We start from the raw sequence: 24,677 nt of genomic DNA on the forward strand, positions 1-24,677 counted from the left end.
ATGAAGAGTTTATTCAAGAATTTTATTAATGGGATTCTAACGATTGTGCCCATTATTTTAGCAATATTTGTTGTGGTCAAAACCTTTTTGTTTCTTGATGGCATTACAGGGAATCTCTTAAAGCCTTATTTAAAAGATGATTATATACCGGGAATAGGATTGCTCGCTACACTTATCCTTATTACCTTATTAGGATGGCTTTCAACAAAGTTCATTACCGGATCCATTATTAAGCTTGCAGATCGCCTGCTGGAGAGAATTCCTCTGGTTAAAACGATTTACACTGTCATTAAAGATACTGTTCATTCCTTTCTTGGTGAAAAGAAATCATTCTCAAAAGTAGCATTGATTACAATCCCAGGAACTGAAATGAAGAGCCTTGGGTTTATTACTTCGGAAGGACTGGAAGATTTTTATGACCCGCTGAGGGAATATGCAGCTGTCTATGTACCCCAAACCTTTCAGGTTGCAGGCTTCACGTTTCTAATACCTAAAGAGCAAATAGAAATCATAGATGTTAAGCCCGAAAATGCAATGAAATTTATTCTATCTGGGGGAATGACCTCGAAGGGAACACCAAACAAGGAACGAAGTTTATAAAAAATCATGTATAAAGCCGCCCAATCATTGGGGCGGCTTTTTCTGATTATTTCGCAGTAACTGTCATTACTGTAGATGTACCTCGCGTTACGGCTCCAGCTGCATTCTTCTCAAGAGAAGCGACCTGGTCGCCATTAGTGATAATGATCGGAGTGACAGTGCTTTTTGCTTTTTCCTTAACTAGGGCTAAATCAAACGTTACAAGCTTATCACCTTCGCTGACATTTGATCCCTCAGATATATGGGTCTCGAATCCTTCCCCTTTCATCGAAACCGTTTCAAGGCCAATATGAATTAAAATCTCGGCACCATTCTCAGCACGAATCCCAATTGCATGCTTGGTAGGGAACACTTGAACCACTTCTCCATTCACCGGGGAAACAACTACCCCTTCTGCAGGTTCGATTGCAATACCGTCCCCCATCATTCTTTCTGCAAAAACAGGATCAGGCACTTCTTCCAGATTAACTGCTGTACCTGTCAAAGCAGCCTTAACCTCTATTGCTTTAACTGCTTCCTTTTTGCCAAATAATTTCTTAAACATAAAAACACCTTCCATTTCTTAGTTCTCATCATTAAATAAACGCAGAAACTCTTTATAGCCTTCTTCCTCCAGTTTTTCCTTAGGAATAAACCTAAGTGCAGCAGAATTAATGCAATAACGGAGGCCCTCAGGTCCCGGCCCATCATCAAATACATGACCAAGATGGGAATCTGCTGATTTGCTTCTCACTTCTGTTCTGACCATATAGTGGCTGCGGTCTTCTTTTTCCACAATTTCCTCATCCTGTATGGGCTTTGTAAAGCTTGGCCAGCCACATCCTGCGTCATACTTGTCTTTTGAGCTGAAAAGAGGCTTGCCGGAAACGATATCGACATAGATTCCGTCTTTAAATTCATTCCAATATTCGTTGCGGAATGGCGGCTCTGTGCCATTATTCTGAGTTACTTCATATTGCATTGGATCAAGTTTCTGCTTCAAATCTTCTCTATTTTTTTCCATTATTCTTCACCCCAATGCTTATTAATAAATGCCTTTCTTCCTGAGCCGGTTTGATAGGAATTGTATCTTTCCGGATTTTTCTTGTAATAATGCTGATGATAGTCTTCTGCAGGATAAAATTCTGAAGCAGGCAGAATCCTGGTAACAATCGGTTTCGTAAATGGTCCGGTTTCTTCAAGCTTTTGTTTGGATTCTGCTGCCGTTTGCTTTTGTTTTTCATTGTGATAAAAAATCGCAGTCTGATATGATTGGCCGCGATCATAAAACTGCCCGCCTGCATCTGTTGGGTCAATCTGCTGCCAATATAGTTCAAGAAGCTTTTCATATGGGAAAACCTCAGGATCAAATGTAATTTGAACCGCTTCGTAGTGACCAGTCGTTTCTGAACAGACTTGCTGATAAGTTGGACTTTTTACATTCCCTCCGGTATATCCAGATACTACTTCTTCAATTCCAGGCTGTTCATCAAAAGGCTTTACCATACACCAAAAGCAGCCTCCTGCAAACGTTGCCTTTTCAAATTCTTTCTTTGTCATGTACTCCACCTCTTTCCGGCACTTTTCTATCTTTTACTTTTCCCTTAGAAAAATGATTTAAAGCTATATACATAAGATTAATGAAAAGATTCTATATATGCAAAAGAAACCTCTTTAGTGAAGAGGTTTCTGAATTTTTACATTCTTTTCTTCTTTGCTCCAGCGCTCACTTTTTTCCAGCGTTTGTGCTCTTCAGATTGAGCTCTCTTATCTTGCTTTCTGTCCAGATAAGCGAGTTCCTTCAGAAGCTTTTTATAGCTATTAAGACGTGCCTTTGATATGCTTCCGTCTTCTATTAACCTATGCACAGCGCAGCCTGGTTCATTTTCATGTGTACAGTCCCTGAATCTGCAGTTTTCAGCGGCTTGCTCAATATCCGTGAAGCTTTCAGAAAGCCCGCTTTCACTTTCCCATAGCTGAAGCTCTCTCATTCCTGGAGTATCAATTAATATGGCGCCGTCAGGAAGAAGGATGAGCTCCCGATGAGTAGTTGTATGCTTTCCTTTATCATCACTAATTCTAATATCCTGGACTTTTTGCTTATCCGCGCCTAGAAGATAATTTGTAAGAGTGGATTTTCCCACTCCTGAAGAGCCGAGTAAGGCGATTGTTTTTCCTGGCTCTAAAAACGGCTTAAGCTGATCTATTCCCATCTCTTCAATGACACTGGTTGAAATAACAGGTACACCCATGGCAACACTGCCCACCTCACCGAGCTTATCGTCCAGATTTTCACAAAGATCAGCCTTGGTAAGAACAATGACAGGAGCTGCCCCGCTTTCCCATGATAAAAGCAAATAACGTTCCAATCTCCTTAAGTTAAGATCCTCGTTAAGAGAATTAACCAGGAAAATAGTGTCTACATTAGCTGCTACAATTTGCTCTTCAGTGTTCAACCCTGCTGCTTTCCGTGAAAATTTGCTTTTTCTTGGAAGGACAGCATGAATCGTACCACGCTGTTCGCCCGCCCTTTCTTTGATGACAGCCCAGTCACCGACAGCAGGATAATCTTCTCTGGATGATGCATCGAAAGAAAACTTACCTGATACTTCACAAAGCATTTCACCGTTATCTGTCCAAACGCGATACATTCTTTTATGCTCTAACGCAACACGGCCAATTTGATATCCTTTTTCTTCATACGCTGAAAATGCCTCTTTAAAAAAGTTATTAAATCCAAATTTATTAATTGTCAATGTTGTTCCTCCATGCTTATAGAAAATTATTTTACATACAAAAAAACCATAAGCCATCAGCCCATGGTTTTATAATGCAAAGTTCAATAAGCAGTGGAAAACAAACTGGTCCGCTCGATTAAACGATCACCATCTGGGCTGTGCCTGAATTATTTACAATGAACGTATTTGCATAAAGTTCTCTTTTCATAGCACATCACCCGCTTTCGTTTATTTGGTTTTATTATATGGAATATTGCACCAGAAGTAAAGCCCCTTTTATTTTCTTTACTTCAATTTTCACATGTGGCATTCACCAGGCAATAGCATATGTTTTTGAAGCAATTCTGATTTCAGACTAATGCGCTCAAAATTCGTTAACAAAAAGGGAATCCTTTACAAAAGGATTCCCTTTTCTCATTGAACGGGCACAAGAAGAGTAAAACGAATATCGTCCTGCTTTAAATTAAATTCATCCACTTTTACTTTCACATCACTTTTCAGCTTCATTTCCTGCAGCGACACATAAATTCGTTCTTGCTGCGGCTGGATTGTAACCCCTTCTGGAAGCTTGTAGCGGTCTTTTACCAGCTTTAGGACATGTGATACAGGGAGATTCAGCTGTCCTACAGATATGGATTTTTGCTGAAGGACTACATCCCCATTCTCCAAGGCTTCTGGTTCAAATGATAATTTCATTTGCAGATCCTGGCTGAAGAAAGGGATCGTGCCATATAAATCAACTTCATCATTCAGGAGAACTTTATAATCTATTGCCCCTGTCAGTCCTTCTTTTTCAAGATAGTGGTTAATGACTCTATTCAAGTCTTCTTTATTGGCTTTTATGTTAAAAGGAACATACTTATCACTATTTTCGGTGATCACTGTATAGTCTTCATCATCTGCCGGCATGCTAATAAAAATAAACAGCACAATTAAGATGAATGCATTAATGACCAGCAGCGCAAAAAACAGCTTTTTCCATTTGCTATCTTTCAATCATCTTCTCTCCATTTCCTTCTTTGCTTTTATATGGAATTTCTTTCAGAACTTCTTCTGTGAGGATCTGATGAACTCGGCCAGCTATTAATTCATAGCCTTTGTCATTTGGATGAAAATAGTCTGTATATAAAAGATTATCATCGGTATTTTCAAATATATCTTCTATTTCAACAAAATACGTTCCCGGATAATTTTTTAATATAGCCTGGCTTGTGCCATTCCAATCTTCAAGAATATGATTTATTTCGGTTATTTCGGAAAACCATTTTAAGAATGGATTATATAATCCTATTAAAACGATTTTACTATTAGGGTTTACCTCTTTAATCGCATCTAAAACCTCAATCAGATTTTGCTCATAATTTTTCTTTTCTTTAGTAAAAGCCCTCAGCTTTAGGTTTGAAAAATTCTCACGGACAACTTTCATAACATCATTTCCGCCAATGGTTATGATAATCGCGTCTGCTCTCTTCACAACATCTTTCACTTCTTCAGTCCCTAATTTTTTCAATAATTGATCGGAACGATTGCCTCTTACCCCAAAATTATAAAAAACAGCGTCTCGAACACTTTTGTCTTTTTCCAGTGACATTTCAAGATATGGCACGTAACCTCCACGCTCAGTACTGTCTCCAACCCCCTGGGTTAAAGAGTCCCCTACTGCAGCAACAGTAAGATTTCTTGGGAAAAAGTCGAGGGGAATTTCCTCTTTAAGTGCGAGTTTAGATTCTTTTTCAGAATGAATGATTTCGCTGTTGTTTGATGAACTGCAGGAGGCGAGAAGCAGCATGATCAAAAAGATGAAGGTGAAATTTTTTATCATACTATCACCTGCCTAAATAAGTCATTCATATTATAACATGTACTATACTATTAAAATAATTAGCTTTTACCCGGTAGGCTCCCAGGCTTATCCGAAAAGAAAAATAGACCTTTTCCAAGGTCTATTGCAAAGCTTTAATATCATTCATTATTTCCTCTAATGGAATTTCATTAAGACCAGTATAGTATTTCATTACATTTCCGTTTTGATCAACAAGGTAAAAATCAGTTCCATGGATCACCTGGTCGCCTGTTTGAGGCTTTTTCACAATGGTTTTAAAGTAGTCCATAGCATACTTCTCAATTTCCTCCTGGGCATAGCCGGTCAGAAAATGCCAATTGCTGAAATCTGCATTGTATGTTGATGCAAATTCCTTTAATACCTCAGGTGTATCAACCTTGGGGTCAACACTGAAAGATACAAATTCGATATTTTCAATGCCTTCCTTCTCGGCCAAATCCTGAAGCTTTTTCATATTAGCTGTCATTGGCATACATACATCTTCACAGTTTGTAAAAATAAAGTCTGCAACCCATACCTTGCCTTCAAGATCCTTTAAGCCAAATTCCTTATTGTCCTGGTTTGTATACTTAAAATCTGCAAGTTCCCAGTTTAGTGCATCCTTTATGCCACTCTGTCCGCATGCTGAAAGGACTATTAGCAAAAAAGCTGAAACGATACTAGCAAAAACCCTTTTACTCATACATTCACCTGCTTTAATTAGTTACGATGCTAATTTTAGCAAATATTCATGAAAGAAGAAAGAAGTACTTGTGACAAACTTGTGAATAGAAGCTTTTGCCCTTTTTTTAATAATTCCGGGCTAAGATGGAAACATTCGCAAAAACACTCGTCCATTCAGGGTGTTTTCGTTTTATGATTGGTCATTATCTCATAAAATGTCCTGATAAAATTTGAATAATTAAATTGCACAGCAATCCGATGAATCCGATATTTCATCTTATCTTCAGAAGGTACATGCCTAAAATCTCCAATACTTTGTCCGAATGCATCCCCTTTGTTGACAATTATTTTTACAGGGACATCCATATATTGAATTTCAGCTCGTTCAAGAATTGCCCAAAAGGTTAACAAATCGTGGAGGGGACTGCCGCTTATGCCAGGGTAAGTTTCTTTATAAAAATTAAAATAGTAATCAACCATAGGCTTAAGAAGCAAGCCAACTTTATTTTGCACAGACTGATAATAGGCATCAAGGGCGTCGACAATAGCTGGTGTAATGATTGCAGACATCGTTACATCCAAAGGAAGAATATGAATTTTTTTCGGTGCATTTGTAAACACGACATTGGCCGCATACGGATCCCCATAAAAATTTGCCTCAGCCACTGGAGTCACATTGCCAGGAACATTGAATGCCCCTCCCATTATATAAAAGTCACTGACTTTACTCATGAGTCCAGGGTAAAGGATGAATGCCGCAGCCAGTGAGGAAAGTCTGCCTACATTTATGATAACCATATCATTTTCATACTTCTGGATCAGGCCTTTGAAATCATCGAAATTTTCAAATATATTATTGGAATTCTCAAGATTCGGCATAATCGGGCCGAGTCCCTCTATACCGTGGACGTCCGGATAATACACCGGAACTTCCCCTGTTAACGGCAAAACAGCTCCGCTGAATACAGGAATTTCCTTGTGTCCAGTTATTTCTTGCAGGTAGGCAGCGTTTCGGATGGCATCTTCCCTTGATACATTTCCATAATCTGCAACAATCCCAACGATATTGATTTCTTCTGAGAAAAAGGCAAAGATCACCGCAACAAAATCATCTATACCAAAGTCACTGAATAATAGGACATTTTTTTTCTTCAACCCTACACCCCCATAATTCATTTTATTCGGGGGATAAACAAGAATGGCAAATATTTTCAATTATAGAATGAAAGTTAATAAAATTAATCCGTAGCCAGCGGAATGAATATCCGGAAAACCGTTCCTTTTCCTTTTTCACTGTTAACCTCAATACGTCCCTTCATCCGGTCGACTATTTGGTAGCACACCAGGAGGCCCATCCCAGTTCCCTTTTCTTTCAAAGAATAAAAAGCGGTCCCCAATCTGTCCATTTCTTCCTTTGTCATACCTACTCCTGTATCAGAAATTTCAAAAACACAATATTTACCTTCTCTGGATACAGACAGCGACAAACGGCCGCCATTTTTCATGGCTTCAATGCCGTTTTTGTATATATTGATCAAAACCTGCTTTAACTCACTTGCATTCCCTAGTATCCATATCCCTTCAGAGATCTCCGAAACAACAGATATATTTTTTGACATCATGGCATATGAGTTCATTAAATCAATTACACTTGCAGCAAGGTCTCCGGCATTAAAAGACTCTACTTGTTCTAAATCAGGTTTGGCAAGTGATAAATAATCGTTTATGATTGTTTCCGCTCTCTCCATCTCATCAATCATAAGCTTTATGTACATTTTTTCTTCTTCAGTCATTTCTTCCTTAGCCAGAAAAATCTGGAGAAATCCTTTTACCACTGTCATTGGGTTCCTGATCTCATGTGCGACCGAAGCCGCAAGCTGGCCAATTGCGTTCATCTTTTCAGCTCTTTGCAGCTCCTTAAGAATCTTTGTCCTTTCCATGATATGCTCCATTTCCCCTATTGCTTCTTCAAAGCGATGTGAAGTGGAAATATTCCTTTGTACTGCCCCAAATTGTTCGGAAGTCGCGGACAGCCTTTCAAAAAGGATAGCCAGCCGGGTTGTCATAAAGTTAAATCTCTCAGAAAGAATGCCTAAATCTGCTTGATTAGAAGGCTTTAACTTTACGTTAAAGTTACCGCTGCTGACTTCCTTAAAACCAGAAATAATATCATTAATTGGCTCTAATACTTTTTTAAGACCCTTTTTCAAAACAAAATATACTAAAAAGATAATGATTAAAAACAAGCCAGATAAATAAAGGGCTAAATCTCTTTGAATCGATTTCAGCACAGCTGCATCAATATCTATGCATAAAATGGCAATAATATTTCCCTTGGAGTCCTCTATAGGTGCAAAGGCAGAAATCCAGGTGCCAAACTGATCCTGATAAACCTCACTGGATACAGCCTTTTTTTTCTGCACAGCATTCGTGAAACCATTTATAAAATCGTCACTTGCTGAATAAAGCGAAAAAGATTCCAGGCCCATTTCTTTAAAGCTTTTGGAAGTTACCAATAATTTTATCGAGTTATCATCAATTTTTTCCGGCATCAGCAGTGATGCATTTGAATAAGCTGACTTTTCATTCACTAATGAAATAAGATGATGCAGCTTTTTATATGCAGGATGTAACGGATCGTGATTTTCCTTAACTTTTTCAACATCTTCGTATGTTATAACTGAACTCCAAAGAGATGCCATGTCTGTCACTCTATCTGTAAGCTGCTTCTCCAGCTGCCGGTTTTCAACCATAAAGCTGACACCTGCTGTAAAAACCGTGACAAAAAAAGAAATGAGGAAGGAGAATAACAGCACTTTTCTGAACAAAGGCAGATTTTTTATTTGATCCTTCATATAGCAGTCACCGATTCCTTTTATTCTAAGTAGCTATCTAACCTCTTTCGGCAAAATTCTGCTGAAATCCTTTAAAAACGCCAAAGTTTTAAAAAGCAGGCATAGAGTTATCCGCAAAAAAACGCATAGCCTGATTAGCCATGCGCTAGTTTTATTAATCTTCCAGATGATACATAAATCCAATAGCTCCTGGTCCCGTATGCGTACTGATAATTGGAGTTGTTTCTTCAATTTCAATCTCTGCAGCAGCATCCAGCTCTTCAATCATTTTCTTCAGTTTTGAAGCTAACTCAATGCCTTCTGCATGGACAAGGCCTACACCCTTTATTGTTTTCCCTTTGATATCCTCTGCAAATTGCTTGGCCAAATATTTGGCAACCTGGGTATGGCTTCTTACTTTGGCGACAGGTGTGTATACACCGCCTTCAAGCGAGGCAATTGGTTTTATATTCAGCAAGGACCCGATCATGGCCTTGCCTTTGCCGATTCTTCCGCCTTTTACGAGATTTTCCAATGTATCCACTACTACAAACAATTTAGTATTACCGCGAATGGTTTCCAGCCGGCTGACAATTTCCTGTATACTTTTCCCTTCGCTGGCCATTTTTGCGGCCTCTAAAACCTGAAAAGCCAGTGCTTTGGATATATATCTGGAATCTATCACTGTAACATTTGCATGTGACATAGCAGCCGCGCTTTCTGCTGACTGAACAGTACCGCTCATTCCGCCAGTCATATGAATAGAAAGAATTTCATAGCCCTGGTCACCAAACCTGTCATACACCTCAGCGAATACTCCCGCAGGAGGCTGTGAGCTTTTAGGCAACTCGTTCGCTTCTTTCATTTTTCTCATGAATTCAGATGGAGTAATATCAACCCGGTCCAAGTATGTATTTCCTTCAATGTGAATAGATAGCGGGACGACTTCAATATCGAATTTTTCAATTAATTCGCTGGATAGATCAGCTGTAGAATCTGTAACAATTTTTATTTTAGCCATTATGCTTTCACTTCCCCTGCATTAACAATTAGTTCATATTATACATTCAAGCAAAATACAAATAAAGCAATAAATACAAAGCTTGTATTTCTCCTCCTCAAGCAGCAAAAAAAAACCGGCTGGCTGCCGGCATCAATGTTGTTAAGCGTTATTTTTTAATTCTGGAGTCTTAAAAATCTCTTCATAAACAGGCCACTTTAAAACTCGCTTTAGATATTCTCTAAAAGAATGGTTCTTAAGTGTTTTTTCATTGGCGTTAGTGGCCGCAATAAAAGTTTTCAAACGGACTTGGATCATAAAATAATAAGGGTTATCTTTTGCCAATACAGGAATTTCAATAATTTTTACCTTCTGTCCAACAGCATTTTTGAACTCTAGGCTTTTAAATAGCAAAATATCAATCCTCTTTTTCACCCGTTTGTTTATATTATACCCCAAATACGGCTCGAAATGTGTCTGATTATGCTATCTGAATAATTTTTTTATGAAGAAGCCTCATCTGAATTCTCTGCCTTTTTAAGCTTTCTTTTGTAGACAATTTTTGATAAGTTGATGCTTATTTCATAAAGCAGAAGCAACGGAATAGTGACAAGAATATCAGACATGAAGTCAGGAGGTGATATAACAACCGAAATCACGACAAGGACAAAATAAGCATACTTCCTGATCTTTGTTAGCACATAAGGATTAATGATTCCTAGTGAAGTCAGGAACATAATGACTACAGGGAGTTCAAACAAAACTCCAAAAGGCAAAGTCATATTAAGCACAAAGCGGAAATATTTATCCGCAGTGAAATTAGCCTCAAACATTTCTCCACCCAATTCAACAAGAAAACTTAATACGGTGGGGAAAATGACAAAATAGCCGAAGCAAAGGCCAATAATGAACAAAATAAAAAGTGCCGGCACATAAGAAAGAGAAATCTTCCGCTCAGCTGCTGTCAGAGCAGGCTTGACAAACAGCCAAGTCTGCAAAGCCAGAACGGGAATTGTCCCTGCAACGGCAATAACCGTAGCAAGCATAAAGTAAACCCAGATAATATCACTTGGGCCCAGGACAATCAATTTGACATCCAGGTCTCTTACCAGCCATTTATAAATATCCTCCACAAAAACAAAACCTGCAATAAAAAACAGGATAAATGCTGATGCCGTTATAATGAGTCTTTTTCTTAATTCATCCAGATGTTCGACTAAATTTAACTCTTTTTCTTCCATACAATTCTCCTGCTAATTTTATAAAAAGCCAGGCTTTGGACCAGCCTGCTGTATCTTAATCCAAAACAAAAAGGCGCAAGAAGTATATCCTTACACCTTATTTAACCGTTTTTTTCTTAGAATCCTGTTCAAGTTCTTCCATTACGTCACTCGTTAGGTCACGTGTGGATTTTTTGAATTCTCTAAGTGTTTCACCAAAAGCACGGCCAATTTCCGGCAGCTTTTTTGGTCCGAATATGATTAACGCCAAAACAAGGATTAAAATTAATCCCGGAACACCAATATTTGAAAGCATATTCACATCTCCTTTAAAGTACTTCCCTTCTGAATCTAATACGATTATAGTACTTTTCAAAGGAAATGTCACAGATATCATAAAAATTCATATATCAGTCACAAATCATAGTAAATAAAAATGAATCTGCAAAGTCATCGGGGTACTTATACCAGCAGATGAAAAAGGTTACTGTCTTTGTTTATCTCTTTGTATGAGAATCCCTTTTTATTCATTCTCATAATGAGGTCACTATAATCCTCTTTATTCTTTAACTCAATTCCAACAAGGGCTGGACCATTTTCTTTATTATTTTTCTTCGTGTACTCAAACCGTGTAATATCATCTGTTGGGCCAAGAACCTCGTCAAGAAACTCTCTTAATGCTCCCGCACGCTGAGGAAAATTCACAATAAAGTGGTAAAGCAGGCCTTCGTAAAGCAAGGACCTCTCTTTAATCTCCTGCATTCGTCCAATATCATTATTGCCTCCGCTGATCACACATACGACATTTTTCCCTTTAATCTGCTCCCTGCACATATCAAGTGCGGCTATTGGCAGCGCACCGGCAGGCTCAGCCACAATCGCATGCTCATTATATAATTCAAGGATCGTCGTACACACTTTCCCTTCAGGAACCATAAAAATATCATCAACCAGCTCATTGCAGATCTCATAGGTTTTTTCACCGACACATTTTACTGCCGCTCCATCTACAAACTTATCAATTTCATCGAGAGGTGCTACTGTTTGAACCCTGATTGATTCACTCATCGACGGTGCTCCTGCCGGTTCTACTCCAATCATCTGCGTTTCCGGTGAAATACTTTTTATGTAAGTGCTCAGTCCTGCCATTAATCCGCCTCCGCCAATACTCGCAAAAACAAAATCTGCAGGCTCCTCACAGTCGTTAAGGATTTCCACCGCTACCGTCCCCTGTCCTGCAATCACCATTTCATCATCAAACGGGTGAATAAATGCCCTGCTTTCCGCCTCTGCACATTTAAGAGCTTCGTAATAGGAGTCATCAAAAGTATCTCCTACGAGAATGATTTCCACTGAATCCCTTCCAAACAGCTCCACTTGACTTACTTTTTGCCTCGGTGTGGTTGCCGGCATAAAAATTTTCCCCTGGACTCCAAGATGCCTGCAAGCATAGGCGACTCCCTGTGCATGGTTCCCCGCACTTGCACAGACAACACCATTTTCCAGTTCCACTGCAGTTAAAGACTTAACTTTATAGTAGGCACCTCTTAACTTAAATGAGCGGACATGCTGAAGATCTTCTCTTTTTAGATAAACATTGCACCCATACTTTTCTGATAGACGTTCATTTTTCTGTAAAGGTGTATGGGCAACAATATCCTTTAGCTGCTGGTATGCAATCAAAATATCTTCCAACTGCACCCATTTTTTTGTCATTACCTTCTGTTCCATTTTGCCACCCTCTTCTTTACAAGTTATTAATTTGTACATTATACCATGACAAATCATGTTTTCAATCGGGTTTTTTTAAAATTTACATTTTTCGAATTATTTTAAGGGTAGAAATCGCTGAAGCTGACATATAATAAGCAAAAGTTAATTTATATCTCAAAGGGGTGCGGGAATGGAGTTTTCTTTATGCAGTCTGGATAGTGCTTTGCCTGTGGAAGTAACATTGGATGAAGATAACGGCCGGTATATGATTCGGAAAAGCGACACGAGCGGGGAGTACTTCAACAGTGCTGATGAATTAATACAGTGGGTGAAAACCAACTTTACAGCAGAAGAGTTTTGCGATCCCAAAGAATACCATGGAATGATTCAGAAGCTGACAGATTATTTAGTGAATCCCAATTTCTAAATTAATTAACCGCTAAAAAAAGGCCCCTGACTGAAAGGGGCCTTCTTTTTATGATGCGATCTTCTTGCCTTTAAGGCTGCTGCAGATTATTTCTCTCACTTCCCGGGCAAGAAACTTTGCATCCAAATCTTTAACAATCTTAGAGTTCACTGGCTTACACACCCGGATTTCTATTTTAGCAGGCTTTATAAGTCTCCCATTCTTTTCAAAGACATCGGCTGTTCCTTTAATAGAAATTGGCACAATCGGAACACCCGCATCCTGTGCAAGCCGGAATCCTCCCACTTTAAAAGGCGCTACCTGCCCGCCCTTGCTTCTGGTTCCTTCCGGGAAAATCAGGAGAGAGTGCCCCTGTCTTAAAAGTAATGCAGCATCCTTTAAAGAATTGATAGCCTTGCTGCGATTGCTGCGATCAATAAAAACACAGTTCATGACTTCCATCCATGAAGAGATGATGGGTGCTTTCTTAACTTCAACTTTTGAAATAAAACCAAAAGGTTTATCAATGGATGCAAGAAGGACTGGAATATCAAAATCTCCTTCATGGTTGCAAACAATGACAACAGGTCCTTCGGGAATCAATTCCTGCCCCTTAATTTTCAATTGAGAGCCTGAGATTTTCATTATTGCTCTGGCCCACTTCTGAGGCACATTATGGATAATGCGGTCGCGTTCCTCAACAGGGAGCGCAGGATTCATTTTCCTCATGCGGGTTAGTGCAGGCAGGCTATAAACCAAATATCCGCCCATATACAGAAAAAAGATTATTAATCGAAGCATAATGACCTCCAGGTCTTGGGATGGTTTACATTATATAATAATCAGTTTTTTTTCACTATATGTTCACAGTTTCTACTAAAAAAGCAGCCCGCTGGAGCGAGCTGCCTTTTTTAGATTATTTTCTTTTATAAATGAGGAATTCAAAATCATATGGATTTTTTTCATCCCTGGTGCCCTTCTCCCTTGAAAGGAGATCCCATTCTGACATATCTAATTCCGGAAAGTATGTGTCTCCTGCAAATTGATCATAAATCATAGTCAAATAGAGACGATCTGCTGCAGGAAGAATGGCTTTAAAAATCTCGGCACCGCCAATGACGAAGATTTCATCTTCCTTTACACCGCTGTACTTCAGAAGCTCTTCAACCGAATTAACAACTGTGCACCCTTCACAGGAAAAGGATTCATTGCGGGTTATAACAATATTCTCTCTCCCCGGCAGAGGTCTTCCGATTGAATCCCAGGTTTTTCGTCCCATGGCAATCGGATGCCCCATCGTAGTTCTTTTAAAGAACTTTAAATCCTCAGGCAGATGCCAGGGAAGTTTATTGTCCTTGCCGATCACACGATTCTCATCCATTGCCCACATTAAAGAAATCATACACTGACAACTCCTTTAATATGAGGGTGGGGATTATAGTCTTCCAGCTGGAAATCATCGAACTTAAAGCTGAAAATATCCTTCACATCCGGATTAATAATCATTTTTGGAAGCGGTCGGGGATCACGGCTCAGCTGGAGGTTTACCTGGTCAATATGATTCTGGTAGATATGCACATCTCCGAAAGTATGTACGAATTCACCAGGCTCCAGATCGCACACCTGTGCAACCATCATAGTCAGTAAAGCATAGGATGCAATATTAAACGGAACCCCGAGAAAAACATCCGCAGATCTCTGATAAAGCTGGCAGGAAAGCTTTCCATCTGCTGCATAAAACTGGAACATGCAGTGGCAAGGCGGCAAAGCCATCTTTTCTATCTCCCCAACGTTCCAGGCATTAACAATCAGCCGGCGTGAATCGGGATTTGTTTTAATCTGTTCAATCAGGCTGCTAATCTGATCAACTGTATTCCCATCAGCACCTGTCCATGATCTCCATTGATGACCATAAACCGGCCCAAGATTGCCTTCCTCGTCAGCCCATTCATTCCAGATTCGCACACCATTCTCCCGAAGGTATTTTACATTTGTATCACCGTTTAAAAACCATAACAGCTCATGAATAATGGATTTCAAATGCAATTTCTTTGTTGTTACCAATGGGAAGCCTTCCTGAAGGTTAAAGCGCATCTGGTAGCCAAATGTACTTATTGTTCCTGTACCCGTGCGGTCTTCTTTCTTTGTACCATTCTCCAAAACATGCCTGCATAGATCCAAATATTGTTTCATTTCAACCCAACCTTTTTTAAATACTTAATGATATTGTACACGAATTACCGGAAGTTTCACATGGGATAAAACTTTAAGAAACCCCTGTTTTTTTCAACAGGGGTAAACTTAGTTTAATTTGTTTATAAACTCATAGGTTTTAGGAGCATTCACACTTAATAATTTCCTTGATTCCCCTCCTGCAAAATACATGGCAAAAGCTTCAGCGAAATATTCTTCAGGGAAGGAAAGAAAATAATTTTTACCCGGAAACAATTTAGCTTTCTCAGCTTTCCAGACAGAGAGAAACTTCTGATTAAAACGGATGCCATTGTATACATGGCGATCAACAGAATGGGCAAGTTCATGAAGTTCCAGATTAACGGAGCCATGGCCTTTCCCCTTATCACTGTATCCTATTTTAACAAGGACTGTTTTTGACCCGCCAATCCCCGGGACATCATCCCAGGTGGTTCCCCCTGTATAGCCGCGGGGAATTACCCCTTCAAGGTGCTGGGCTGTAGGATTATCAGTAAGCTTTCCTACGAATAGTTTCACCCTGATATCTTCATCCTCTATTTTGGACAGAAGGGAGGCGGGCAAATTATCCACCCGGGAAATCATTTCAGCAGCCTCTCCCTCATCAAAAGGTTCAAGCGGCAGTATAAAAATGTCGCCAAGCTGTCGTGGAGATTTTAAACTGAGAAACTCTTTAAGCTGGGAGGAGTGCGGATAATCCTTTAGTTTGATCCCGCCCATGGCAGCCTGAGAGTTCCCCAGCAGTGCAAGGGAAACCATCATGATTGTAAATGTCAGTGCCATTTTGCGCATTATAAAAGCCCCTTCTGTTAATCTAAGATGTATAATTTACGGGCAACAGAGCTCTTTGAAGTGTCTAAGCTGCGGAACTGCCTGAATGGAGAAAAAAATTTTTTACCGTTCTGTTAATCTATTAAAATTATAACATACGAATGAAAGAATTGAAGGAAACAAATGATGGGAAAATAAAATGAAAATTCAAAAAGGGCCCGAGTAAATTCGGGCCACAGCCAATGGTCAGCTTTATTAAGAGTATGAACGCACAACATCTGACAGGCCTGGAGAAGCCGTTCCAGTGCCAACTGCAGCAAACTTCCAATCGCTTCCATGGCGATAAATCTCACCAACAATTAAACTAGTTTTTCCGCTGTAATCATCAGTCAGGTTATAGTGAATCAGCTCTTGTTTGCTGCCTGAGTTGACAACACGGATGAAGGCATTTTGAATCATCCCAAAATGCTGCTTTCTCTTGACGCTGTCATAGATGTTGACAACGAAGACCATTTTGTGAATGTTAGCAGGCACTCTGCTTAAATCAATCAGCACTTGTTCGTCGTCTCCATCTCCTGCACCCGTCAGATTGTCCCCGGTATGCTGGACACTTCCATCACTGCTTTTTAGGTTGCCGAAATAAATAACATCCTTATTGCTCTTAAGCTTTCCATTTTCACCAAGCATGATAACAGAAGCATCGCAGTCGATATTCGCACCGCCGCCGCCTCCGAATAAAGAGCCCAGGAGACCGCCGCCTCCACTTTTTTGCACTGGATCCCAGCCTAATCCTACCATAATTTTAGATAATCCCGGATTTCCTTTAGTTAAGTCAACACGCTGGCCTTTTTGAAGATTTATTGCCATATCAATTCCACCTCATCAATAATTTATATTTTATTTAAAATGAGCAGCTGCCTAACCCTGCTGCTTCATTTTTTTAAAGTTGTCCTGCAGCTGTTCCAGTCTCCTGGTTCCTTCTTCACGTAAACGCTTGTTTTCTTCTTCTATTGATTTTGTCTCCTGCATACCTTTCATGATGATATTCCAGGATTCCTCAATGGTTTCAATCTTAATGCTCGGGCCGCCTGCCAATCTTGCGATATCCGCACTTTGATTAGAAATATTCTGGGCATTGCGCACAAGCATTTCATTTGTCCGTCTGTCCAGCTCGCTCATTGAATCTGCAACAAGCTTTTGTCTCTTAGCTGCCACTGCCTGAATCAGGCCATTCTTAAAGATTGGAATAGTGGTTACGAATGCAGAATTAATCTTCCCGATAAGCTTGGTATTGCCTCGCTGAAGCAGCCGGATTTGCGGTGCAGTCTGAAGAGCAACCATTTTAGCCATTTCAAGATCATAGACTCTTTGCTCCAGCAATTCGATGGCATTTCTTAATGTATCCAGCTGCATCGAAGCCATTTGATCCCCCTGAGCCGCCCGTGCTTCCAGCTGCGGAAGCTGATTGGCTTTTAAATCGTCGGCTTTCAGCTGTCCTGCCACAGCATATTTTTCGAGAGTCAGATAGTACTGATAATTTTGCTCATACATTTGTTCAAGCATGGTTGTGGAGTCAACCATTTCACTTTGGTATTTGGATATTTCAACATAAACTTTATCAATTTCCGCGCCCATTGTCTGATATTTTCCGAAGAGCTTTTCAATCATCTTTTCTCCGCGCTTGAAAAGCTTGCCAAAGATTCCTTTTGATCCTTGCTCGAAATCCTTCTTGTCAAATTTGTCCATAATTCTGCCGAGCTGCTTTAAAAGTTCACCTGAATCTTCAACCTTCGTTGTTCTCATGTTGCCCAGTATCTGATCTGAAAAGCGGGATATCTGGACAGCAGGCTCTTTACCGAATTCAAGTATTTGAATTTGGTCCTTCTCATCTATGGACCTGGCCAAATTTTGCACCTCAGGCTCCTGCCTTAAAGCAAGCTTAATTTCTGATACCTTATTCTCAGTTAATTTGTCATCCTGCACCTGTGTTGTTAAATTCAAGTCTGTTGCTTTAGTCGGATTCATTTTCAATCACCCTTTAAATTTTTTAATAAGCCTTGAAAGAGAACCTTCTTTAGAAAGGAAGGCTCCTTAAATTCCTGTTCAAAAACAACATCCTCAAGCCAATGGACATCATATAAATCTTCCTCAATGAAGTTTTCAATGTCGTTATGGCCCGGAGGATTATACAATACAATATCCAGTCCAAACTGATTAAGCAGCAAAAGAAGTGCGGCATCCGATCTTACCATCGTCCCGTTCAGCTCGTTGTTATAAAGGATAATCTTAGGGACTTCCTGCGAGTAATCAAATTGCTGCATTAATTTTAGAATACTCGGCGGGATCTGCAGGCTTTGGCTAAATAGATAAATCTTCAATTCTTCTTCCGATTCGCTGGAAAGCGGCTTTAAACGCGGATGTTCACACATATTCCTAATGGCCATTGCAATTCCATTTTGCAGGCCGCCAGGAAGCTGCTGATACCTCCAATAATGTCCAGCAATGATTTTTTCAGGGTCAAGTTTCCCTTCCCTGTCAAGAGCATTGCGATAATGGAACCGAAAATCATTGTTGACGCTATTTGTAAAAGGAAATCTCCTTATCAGCAAACTTTCATCATACTGACTGATTGTTTGAATTCGATCCCAGTATTCCTTGCGGTTCCTGCTTACACCCAGGACCTTTGAAAATAAGGAAGGTATCATGACCCTTCCTTCTTTCACTTCGAAGTTAGGGCGGATCATGGCTTTCTCTTTGATTAAAATAAAGAGCTCATCATAAGTGGTTTTCAGAGTTACAGAGGAAGGTGTATAATCCCGCAGCTGCCAGGGTTTATATAGTCCTGAACCCTCATGGTTAAGTATCGTTTCGATTTCCCTGGAGGCCCTATAGGCAACTGTAGCACTCCTTCTTCTCTTTTCTTGGGGAAAGGGCTCTGGCTTTTTCTTTTCAGGGTAATGATGAACAAAAGACTCCTGAACCACCGGATCCATTTTTGCCGGAAGATCTTCCCCTGAAGGAGAAAAATAAAGAATATCGCACCCGATTTGAATTAAGTAGTACAAAAAATAATAATGACTCTTTGTCCCATTGCCGTACCATAGGATTTTTGGCATGGCCATTTTAGGGTCAATATCTTTAAGTTCTGTCCCCAAATGGTTAGTGGACCACTTAATCACATCTACAAGCACTCTTCGGATATCCTGGTTTTTTAATCCGGCTGGTTCATGTTCAGAAAAAAGTTTCAGCATACTGATCATCGCTTCTCTTATCTTCCTGTGCATAGAAGGTGAGGATGATTTAAGCAGCAGCTGTTCCCCATCAAGGAAAGCAGCAAAGCGATTTATGGATAAATCCTGTTCACGGTTTATGTTCAGGACTTTTTGTATCGCCTGGAACTGCTGATTATTAATGGTCTTATCCAGATGTTCTTCACTCAAAAGGTGAAGCCCTGCATTCTCTGTGTAAATAAGATCGAAAAGATGATTATAATATTCATCTTCATCGAGCGGAACCCCAAGAAACCTGGCAACAATCTGGCCTATATGCAAAGTTTGCTGTTCCTCTCTGTAAGTTTCACGCTCGTGATTGGGCTTGGTTAAGTGTGAGGTCCAATTCTCATATGTAACCTTTAAGATGTGAGTTTTGATTTGACTGTACGACAAGTTCAATTTATATCCCTTCCCTCTATGAGCGAAAGATGCATTCTTATCATTTCATTCAAAAATGGCGTTTCAGTTCCCGGATAATGGGACCGGGAAATAATATGTAAACTTATTACCATCATATCATAGGAATACAGCCTTTTTCTAAAATGGTTTAATTTCTTTACGATTTAACAGTAAGAAAGTTTCAGTTCAGCAGTATTTTTAATAGCTGAATAACCTCAATCACCATTATTCCTGTCCCCGCATAAATTGGAGTACTCTGTGAAGGAAGGTGAATCAGTATGAGGCTGCTATTTCGAAGAGTGAGATATCAGGGGATCGATCATGATCTGGATATAATCAGGAATATGTTATGTTCAAGTTCTTTTGTTTTTATGGACATTTTTTTATTGTCATTAATCCTTGCCATTTTCACTTTTGCCAATTACCAGTCTATTGCCATCAGCAGCTTAGTCTTTACAGGATGCTATACTTTTTGCATCTGTTTATTTATCGTTTTAAAAAAATGGCTGAGGGACCAGCCGGACTAAACTCTTTCTTTAATATTATTTAAAATATCATTTAGAATTTCTTCCCCGGCTGCTGCCCCTAAATTATTAGAAATCAAGTAAGGATGTGAGAGGGCTGGATTAGCTGCCAGCTCACCATGGTTTGGGACGTATGGGAAATCACAGAACTTTAAAAAATCATGGTCCAGAACTGAATCACCTGCTCCAAAAACAATATTAATTCCTTCCCGATTCTTAATAAATTTTACCGCCTCGCCTTTACAGATGGGATTTGGCATAAAATACAGTTTTCTCCCCTGAAGGGATATCCTCCACCCATAAGACTCAGTCAGTCTTACTATTTCCTCTTGGGCTGCTGCGGTTATTTGTTCATCCAGAATATAATAAAAGAAAAGATTTTCAGCCGTTTTTATTTTTCCGTTCAGTTCCAGGCATTGAGACCTGTCCATCATTTCCTCAAGCACTGCACACTCTGCCTTTAGACGCTTTCGGACTATGCCTGACCACTCCTCAAGAGGTTTTCCATTATAATGGATATTTGCTCCATTCGATGTGACAGTGTACGGAATGTTAAAGTCATCCTGAAAAAGGAAAATACGCTTATATTGTTGGTATGTTCTCGTTGTAACAGGCACAAAAAGAATGTGAGCGGAAACCTCTTTCAGCATCATGAGAGCCTCATAAGTCATAAAGGCTACTTCCCTGCCATCTTTACGCTCAACACCTATTAAATTTTCTTCTTCTGCCTGTCCAAAATCAGCTAGTGCTTTATTTGAGTAGATTAAAGTCCTGTCCAGATCTGAAGCAAACATCCTCATTATTCTTCTCCCGTCTTTTTAATTAATCCACAGCATGTGTAGCTCATTTCAGGATAATGAATAATCTCGACATTCCGCTCCTTGGCCAGCATAACAATATGGCGAACATATGGGCTTTCCGGGTCTTTCATCAGGATTTTCCACGGAAGTCTTCTCAAAAGAACTCTGGTGGTTTCTCCGACTCCCGGCTTTACAAAGTTAATGGATTCAATTTTAAATTCCTCTTGTATTCTCTGAACTTCTTTCATTCCTTTAAAACTTGCTTCTCCCGGGCTTCTCACGATAGTGGCCGCAAGTTCAGCTGCTTCCTGTTTAACAGCCGAGAACTCCTCTGTAATCGCTGAGAGATAATGGTTAGAAACATCTGCTTCCTCAAGCTCACTATAATATTTTGCGCCATGGAAATCTTCCGGACCAATTAAAGATTCATTTAATACTGTTCTGCTGACCAATCCTGAAACAGTAGAATTGAGGCAGGCACTTGGAATCAGAAAGTCTTCCCTTGTTCCATAAAGTGTTGTGCAAAAGCCTGGATCCGCAAGAACGGCCAAAGTGTCATCGAGAAGAACACCATAAAGTTCATGGAATTGTCTGCAGGCCTTGGTTAATTCAAAGGAAATAGCCCCTTTGCCTGTCCATCCATCCACAAACTGAATATTGCAGCCAGGATGTGAATTTAAGATATGCTTTATCGCATTTTCGTCGATTCCCCGGTCCCTGATAATGGAAATGCTGTAATGCGGCAATCTTACTCCATATACTTCATAAAGATACCGTTTTATTAGAATACCGACAGGCGTCCCTGCTCTGGCCAGGGAAACTAAAACCGCATTTTCTCCTTTTTGCTTCCAAATTTGTTCAGAAACCACTCCTGTGGACAATGCTGTTTTTCGTTTGTATTCATCAAGTGTTTCCCAAAACAGGGAAAGGTAATTTTCAGGAGGCTGGTATTCAATAGGAAGTGTTTCACTATAATGCTGACCGGACTGAATGTTTTTTTCCCTTTGCTCAATGGATCCTTCAAGTGAATATCCGCTTAAATCCTTCAGTAAAAATACAACGTCATCTTTACTATATGAACCAAATTTTTCCTCAATTATATTCATTTCTTTCACCCCCATTAAAGCAAACTATTTTTATATTCTTTATATATTTCTTTAATTGATTGATAAAAGGCATAAGTGAATCTTTTTCCGGCTCTCTTTCGAAAAACAGGAATAGTTCTTCATAATAGTCCTCTGGAATGTTATAAACAAATTGTGCCATTTCAGGGTCTTCAGGGTTTTGAAAGGAAATGCCGTATTTGGCTCCATATTCATTATCATTACTTACAAATATGGGACTGCGTGTTGTTGAGTGGAATTTTACGCCTTCCCCCATTAACGAGGCAAGTTTCATAGGGATATACATAAACTCCCCTGTTCCAAGACATAGCGTATTCCTGCCATCCCGTTTACCTGATAGGTATTGGCCGATCTCAGCTAATGACACACTTAATCTGGCTTGGCGTTTTGCATCCAGCCCGAAACGGCCAGAATCTTTTAAATAAGGAATAGTTCTGATTTCACCGCTTAGAGCAGCAGAAGGCTCATTCATCGGGCTTAATAGTTCAGGGAATTCATTATTTATATGAATATAGGAAATTAGCCCATCATTTCCTTTCAGTTCATCAGATGACTGACTTTCATGCACTTCAGGGGAACCCTTAACGTCGATCTCCCCTTTTAGAAGAGACACACTGTGAATAATAATGCCCAATTCTTTTTCAAGATCATCAAACAGAATCTGGTTTTTTAGGGAACGCCAATCCAGAATAGAGACGACTGTATAAATCTTTCTGGGAAAGCGTTCATGAATGGATCGGATGATATTAATAGCTGTTTTTCCTGTTGTCATTTCATCATCAACAAGAATGATCTCTCTCTTATTATCCAAAAGGCTTTCATTTGTGTAGCATCTGTGGGAAGTAGCATGGGAATGTTCTTCTTCAAATGTTATGACAGAATTCTTATTAATCAGCTGTTCTCTTGTTGTGTGAAAGTAATCGGCACGTTTGAATGATTGAAAGAAAGCATGTCCAAGTGCCGTTGCTGTTTCGGCAAAACCGATAATGACAGGGTTATGGTCTTCATGAATAAAAGGGCTGCTGTTTTTAATGCCTGGACCGTTTTTAAAAGCAGATAGAAGCTCAGCGGTCTTTCCTGTCTCCACCTTCTTTACCTTTTCCATATAACGGCTGGCAAGCAGTTCCCCTGTCAGGAGTCCGATTTGGGGATTAATCGGAATATGTTTCCCGAGTACTTTGCTGACAAATAAAAAGGATCTTTTTTTATTTATTCTTGCGGCCATGACAAACAAATCTTCAGGCGCAAGCTCATAAGGGTTATCGGTTATCTGAATATCAACGGTTAACGAGTTGAGTATCTGAATTGAATGTTTCGTTTTTGAGAAGGTCAATGTATGTGATCTCATCCTGCAGCACCCCGTATACTTCTGATTTTAATAATATTTTTTTAGCCCAATATAAATGGGGTTTAATTTCATTCATTTTGTTTTGGTAATCACTTTTCATAACCCCTATTTTTCCGCCGGCCTGACCGGCGATGCTCTGTGCATCCAAATACTCTTCAAGGGTTACAGTATTCAATGCCTGTACAGGCCTGATATGGGTTGGATGGATAATGGTTTTTCCAGTTAAGCCATTTGAAATATCCATAGAGATTTCTCTTATTAATCCGTCCATATGCCGATCAATTAAGTCCGTCCTCATTTTGAGCCCATCCTGCCCAAGACGTTCCCTGAATGGCGTCTGCCTTATTTGAGGCTTCAGAAGACGCTCCTTTGAGGAGAAATATTCCCATACCGGGCCTGAGATGACATATGGCTGGTCCCCACGCAGAAAAATATTAATGATATCTGAGATACAATCTCTTATTACAGCAATATCATATACAGTAGTATCTGAGTTTCTGCGTATTCCATATAGCCCGCTAAAATCAGTGGCACCAATCCGCACATTCAAAATCAGTTCAGAATATTGGTCCAAAACCTTCTTAATGCCGATTAATTCATCAAGCCTTGTTTCTTTTTGAATGATTTCTTTCGTTTCCAGAATCGGCATGGCATATAAACAATAACCATAAGAATTAAGCTTTTCAATTTCAGTTAAAATTCTGCTTCCTTCAGCCGGATAGAACTTTGGCAGGACAAAGCCAGTAAGAAGATGCATGCCATTGGGAATTCTGCTTTTGAGTCTAATAAGCTGATCATAGCTTCTGATTCGCACGAAGATCAAAGGGAGATCTTCTTCTTCACAAAGCCCCTTCGCAAGGTCCGAGCTCAAATTTTCCAATTCCAAAGACAGCAGGTCTTCTGCCTTTTCCACTTCATCATCACCAATTGCATCTTCAAGGCATATGACCATGGATGTAAGGCCTGCATGCTTTTTGGAGAGCAGATCCTGATGAATATTAGGCCTTGTTGCCGGCATATATAACGTTGCTCCAAGTGCATATGCTAAAAGATCCCTGCCTGACCTCTTGTTAAAATGGCCCGGCTTTTTGTAAAACACCTGATTTATTTTTTCATCCGGAAGATCGGAAAATAGTCTCATTTTTGCAGCTCCATTCCTTCACTTAAATACTACTTTCTTCCTTTTCCACCCAAAAAAGATAAAAATAAAAGGGAGCGGACATGTGTCTGTT

The 24,677-nt window shown here is 39.7% G+C and carries 28 protein-coding genes; 3 read left to right on the forward strand and 25 right to left on the reverse strand.

The annotated features are described in order from the left end of the window. A complete protein-coding gene (locus tag JI665_RS06505) occupies positions 1–600 on the forward strand; it encodes a DUF502 domain-containing protein (protein WP_206837940.1) in 600 nt (199 codons plus the stop codon). A 46-nt stretch (positions 601–646) separates the two neighbouring features. Here JI665_RS06505 and JI665_RS06510 read toward each other — a convergent pair whose 3' ends face one another. The 14 genes from JI665_RS06510 to ilvA form a co-directional block, all read right to left on the reverse strand. Continuing rightward, the gene (locus JI665_RS06510; protein ID WP_206837942.1) at positions 647–1,144 is read right to left on the reverse strand and encodes a PTS sugar transporter subunit IIA; all 498 of its coding nucleotides are present in this window, start codon (positions 1,142–1,144) and stop codon (positions 647–649) included. A gap of 18 nt (positions 1,145–1,162) precedes the next feature. Further along, the gene (gene msrB, locus JI665_RS06515; RefSeq protein ID WP_206837944.1) at positions 1,163–1,603 is read right to left on the reverse strand and encodes a peptide-methionine (R)-S-oxide reductase MsrB; all 441 of its coding nucleotides are present in this window, start codon (positions 1,601–1,603) and stop codon (positions 1,163–1,165) included. Next, positions 1,603–2,139 (reverse strand): peptide-methionine (S)-S-oxide reductase MsrA, encoded by a 537-nt coding sequence (gene msrA / locus JI665_RS06520; RefSeq protein WP_206837947.1) that lies wholly within the window; start codon positions 2,137–2,139, stop codon positions 1,603–1,605. The genes msrB and msrA overlap by 1 nt, the downstream gene beginning before the upstream one ends. Before the next feature lie 137 nt (positions 2,140–2,276). Beyond that, entirely contained in the window at positions 2,277–3,335 is a 1,059-nt protein-coding gene (gene rsgA, locus JI665_RS06525) for a ribosome small subunit-dependent GTPase A (protein ID WP_206837950.1), read from the reverse strand. A gap of 396 nt (positions 3,336–3,731) precedes the next feature. Next, positions 3,732–4,313: a YpmS family protein gene (locus tag JI665_RS06530; RefSeq protein ID WP_206837953.1), complete on the reverse strand. Its 582-nt coding sequence runs from the start codon at positions 4,311–4,313 to the stop codon at positions 3,732–3,734. Further along, positions 4,303–5,139, reverse strand: coding sequence for an SGNH/GDSL hydrolase family protein (locus tag JI665_RS06535; protein WP_206837955.1), 837 nt, complete (start codon positions 5,137–5,139; stop codon positions 4,303–4,305). The genes JI665_RS06530 and JI665_RS06535 overlap by 11 nt, the downstream gene beginning before the upstream one ends. Before the next feature lie 121 nt (positions 5,140–5,260). After that, entirely contained in the window at positions 5,261–5,842 is a 582-nt protein-coding gene (locus tag JI665_RS06540) for an SCO family protein (protein WP_206837957.1), read from the reverse strand. A gap of 155 nt (positions 5,843–5,997) precedes the next feature. Then, positions 5,998–6,978, reverse strand: coding sequence for a nucleoside hydrolase (locus JI665_RS06545; protein ID WP_244671119.1), 981 nt, complete (start codon positions 6,976–6,978; stop codon positions 5,998–6,000). 83 nt (positions 6,979–7,061) lie between these two features. Continuing rightward, complete coding sequence (locus JI665_RS06550; protein WP_206837959.1) at positions 7,062–8,678, reverse strand: sensor histidine kinase; 1,617 nt, start codon at positions 8,676–8,678, stop codon at positions 7,062–7,064. A 154-nt stretch (positions 8,679–8,832) separates the two neighbouring features. After that, a complete protein-coding gene (locus JI665_RS06555; RefSeq protein ID WP_206837961.1) occupies positions 8,833–9,678 on the reverse strand; it encodes a DegV family protein in 846 nt (281 codons plus the stop codon). A 141-nt stretch (positions 9,679–9,819) separates the two neighbouring features. Continuing rightward, the gene (locus JI665_RS06560) at positions 9,820–10,071 is read right to left on the reverse strand and encodes a DUF2535 family protein (protein ID WP_206837962.1); all 252 of its coding nucleotides are present in this window, start codon (positions 10,069–10,071) and stop codon (positions 9,820–9,822) included. Positions 10,072–10,160: 89 nt separating this feature from the next. Further along, positions 10,161–10,898 (reverse strand): twin-arginine translocase subunit TatC, encoded by a 738-nt coding sequence (tatC, locus tag JI665_RS06565; RefSeq protein ID WP_206837965.1) that lies wholly within the window; start codon positions 10,896–10,898, stop codon positions 10,161–10,163. Between the two features lie 97 nt (positions 10,899–10,995). Then, the gene (locus JI665_RS06570) at positions 10,996–11,193 is read right to left on the reverse strand and encodes a twin-arginine translocase TatA/TatE family subunit (RefSeq protein ID WP_206837967.1); all 198 of its coding nucleotides are present in this window, start codon (positions 11,191–11,193) and stop codon (positions 10,996–10,998) included. 146 nt (positions 11,194–11,339) lie between these two features. Continuing rightward, complete coding sequence (gene ilvA, locus JI665_RS06575) at positions 11,340–12,608, reverse strand: threonine ammonia-lyase IlvA (protein WP_206837970.1); 1,269 nt, start codon at positions 12,606–12,608, stop codon at positions 11,340–11,342. A gap of 172 nt (positions 12,609–12,780) precedes the next feature. Here ilvA and JI665_RS06580 point away from each other — a divergent pair, with 172 nt between their 5' ends. Beyond that, on the forward strand, positions 12,781–13,017 hold the full coding sequence (locus tag JI665_RS06580) for a hypothetical protein (protein WP_206837973.1): 237 nt from the start codon (positions 12,781–12,783) through the stop codon (positions 13,015–13,017). Between the two features lie 48 nt (positions 13,018–13,065). On the opposite strand, the gene JI665_RS06585 is transcribed toward JI665_RS06580, so the two are convergent. The 7 genes from JI665_RS06585 to JI665_RS06615 form a co-directional block, all read right to left on the reverse strand. Next, positions 13,066–13,797, reverse strand: coding sequence for a lysophospholipid acyltransferase family protein (locus JI665_RS06585; RefSeq protein ID WP_206837976.1), 732 nt, complete (start codon positions 13,795–13,797; stop codon positions 13,066–13,068). A gap of 115 nt (positions 13,798–13,912) precedes the next feature. Continuing rightward, positions 13,913–14,398, reverse strand: coding sequence for a dihydrofolate reductase (locus JI665_RS06590; RefSeq protein ID WP_206837979.1), 486 nt, complete (start codon positions 14,396–14,398; stop codon positions 13,913–13,915). Further along, on the reverse strand, positions 14,395–15,189 hold the full coding sequence (locus JI665_RS06595) for a thymidylate synthase (RefSeq protein WP_206837982.1): 795 nt from the start codon (positions 15,187–15,189) through the stop codon (positions 14,395–14,397). The genes JI665_RS06590 and JI665_RS06595 overlap by 4 nt, the downstream gene beginning before the upstream one ends. A 108-nt stretch (positions 15,190–15,297) precedes the next feature. Further along, positions 15,298–15,999 (reverse strand): anthrax toxin lethal factor-related metalloendopeptidase, encoded by a 702-nt coding sequence (locus tag JI665_RS06600; RefSeq protein WP_206837984.1) that lies wholly within the window; start codon positions 15,997–15,999, stop codon positions 15,298–15,300. Positions 16,000–16,233: 234 nt separating this feature from the next. Continuing rightward, a complete protein-coding gene (locus JI665_RS06605) occupies positions 16,234–16,845 on the reverse strand; it encodes a TerD family protein (protein WP_206837987.1) in 612 nt (203 codons plus the stop codon). A 51-nt stretch (positions 16,846–16,896) separates the two neighbouring features. Further along, on the reverse strand, positions 16,897–18,003 hold the full coding sequence (locus tag JI665_RS06610; protein WP_206837989.1) for a toxic anion resistance protein: 1,107 nt from the start codon (positions 18,001–18,003) through the stop codon (positions 16,897–16,899). Positions 18,004–18,005: 2 nt separating this feature from the next. After that, complete coding sequence (locus tag JI665_RS06615; RefSeq protein ID WP_206839281.1) at positions 18,006–19,643, reverse strand: YceG family protein; 1,638 nt, start codon at positions 19,641–19,643, stop codon at positions 18,006–18,008. Positions 19,644–19,927: 284 nt separating this feature from the next. Here JI665_RS06615 and JI665_RS06620 point away from each other — a divergent pair, with 284 nt between their 5' ends. Further along, on the forward strand, positions 19,928–20,176 hold the full coding sequence (locus tag JI665_RS06620) for a hypothetical protein (protein ID WP_206837991.1): 249 nt from the start codon (positions 19,928–19,930) through the stop codon (positions 20,174–20,176). Here JI665_RS06620 and JI665_RS06625 read toward each other — a convergent pair. From JI665_RS06625 to JI665_RS06640, 4 genes are read right to left on the reverse strand one after another with little or no spacing between them, the layout of a single operon-like run. Then, entirely contained in the window at positions 20,173–20,973 is an 801-nt protein-coding gene (locus JI665_RS06625; protein WP_206837994.1) for an HAD family hydrolase, read from the reverse strand. The two genes, JI665_RS06620 and JI665_RS06625, sit on opposite strands and share 4 nt — an antisense overlap. Next, on the reverse strand, positions 20,973–22,079 hold the full coding sequence (locus JI665_RS06630) for a cysteine protease StiP family protein (RefSeq protein ID WP_206837995.1): 1,107 nt from the start codon (positions 22,077–22,079) through the stop codon (positions 20,973–20,975). Before JI665_RS06630 ends, JI665_RS06625 begins: the two co-directional genes overlap by 1 nt. Then, a complete protein-coding gene (locus JI665_RS06635; protein WP_244671120.1) occupies positions 22,066–23,445 on the reverse strand; it encodes a phosphoribosyltransferase family protein in 1,380 nt (459 codons plus the stop codon). Before JI665_RS06635 ends, JI665_RS06630 begins: the two co-directional genes overlap by 14 nt. Then, positions 23,375–24,586, reverse strand: a complete 1,212-nt coding sequence (locus JI665_RS06640) for an HpcH/HpaI aldolase/citrate lyase family protein (RefSeq protein WP_206837998.1) — start codon at positions 24,584–24,586, stop codon at positions 23,375–23,377. Before JI665_RS06640 ends, JI665_RS06635 begins: the two co-directional genes overlap by 71 nt. Positions 24,587–24,677 lie beyond the last annotated feature (91 nt).

This window comes from Bacillus sp. NTK034 (assembly GCF_017303275.1).
GTDB lineage: Bacteria > Bacillota > Bacilli > Bacillales > Cytobacillaceae > Cytobacillus.